Raw genomic sequence first — 780 nt, forward strand, 5'->3', positions numbered from 1 at the left:
CTTCACGCAACGTCGCTGCGAACGATGCGCCTTCCGGCAAACGCATGTCGACAAGCAACTCGGGGCGCTCGGAGTTCGGGAAGAACTGTCGTGGCACGCGCGTGAATGCAGCCATTGCAATAACAAAGAGCACGGCGGTAACACCCAGCACCAGCCAGCGTCGGTCGATACAGCACGTGACCCAGCCTGACAGGCGCCGGTAGAAGCCCGTGTTGTAGACCTCGTGCTCATCGTGGTGCCCGCCATTCGCATGGACCTTGCGCTCCGGCAGCATATGAAAGCCCAGCAACGGCACCAGCACGACGGCCGCGAACCACGAAACGACGAGCGAAATGGCCGACACTTCGAAGATCGAGCGCGTGTACTCACCCGTGCTCGATCTGGCGAGCGCGATCGGCAGGAAGCCCGAGACCGTCACGAGCGTACCCGTCAGCATCGGGAACGCCGTGCTCGTATAGGCAAACGCCGCCGCGCGCATGCGGCTCCAGCCCTGCTCCAGCTTCACGGCCATCATTTCGACGGCGATGATCGCGTCGTCGACGAGCAGTCCCAGCGCGAGCACGAGCGTGCCGAGCGACACCTTGTCCAGTCCGATACCGAACAGATGCATGCACAGCGCCGTCACGGCGAGCACGATTGGAATCGTGATCACGACCACCATACCCGTGCGAAAACCGAGCGAAACGAGGCTCACGACGAGCACGATCGCCACTGCTTCGCCAACCGAGCGCACGAGACTAAGGCGAAAGTCGTATGCCGCATGCGGCATGAAAAAAACAA

Annotated in this window: 1 protein-coding gene; it reads right to left on the reverse strand. The window is 61.9% G+C overall.

Translation table 11 applies throughout. The features are described 5' to 3' along the window. Positions 1–780 (reverse strand): efflux RND transporter permease subunit (locus BN2476_RS44950; protein WP_143811255.1); only part of this gene is annotated, 780 nt, incomplete at both ends.

The sequence above is a fragment of the Paraburkholderia piptadeniae genome (genome assembly GCF_900007165.1).
Lineage (GTDB): Bacteria > Pseudomonadota > Gammaproteobacteria > Burkholderiales > Burkholderiaceae > Paraburkholderia > Paraburkholderia piptadeniae.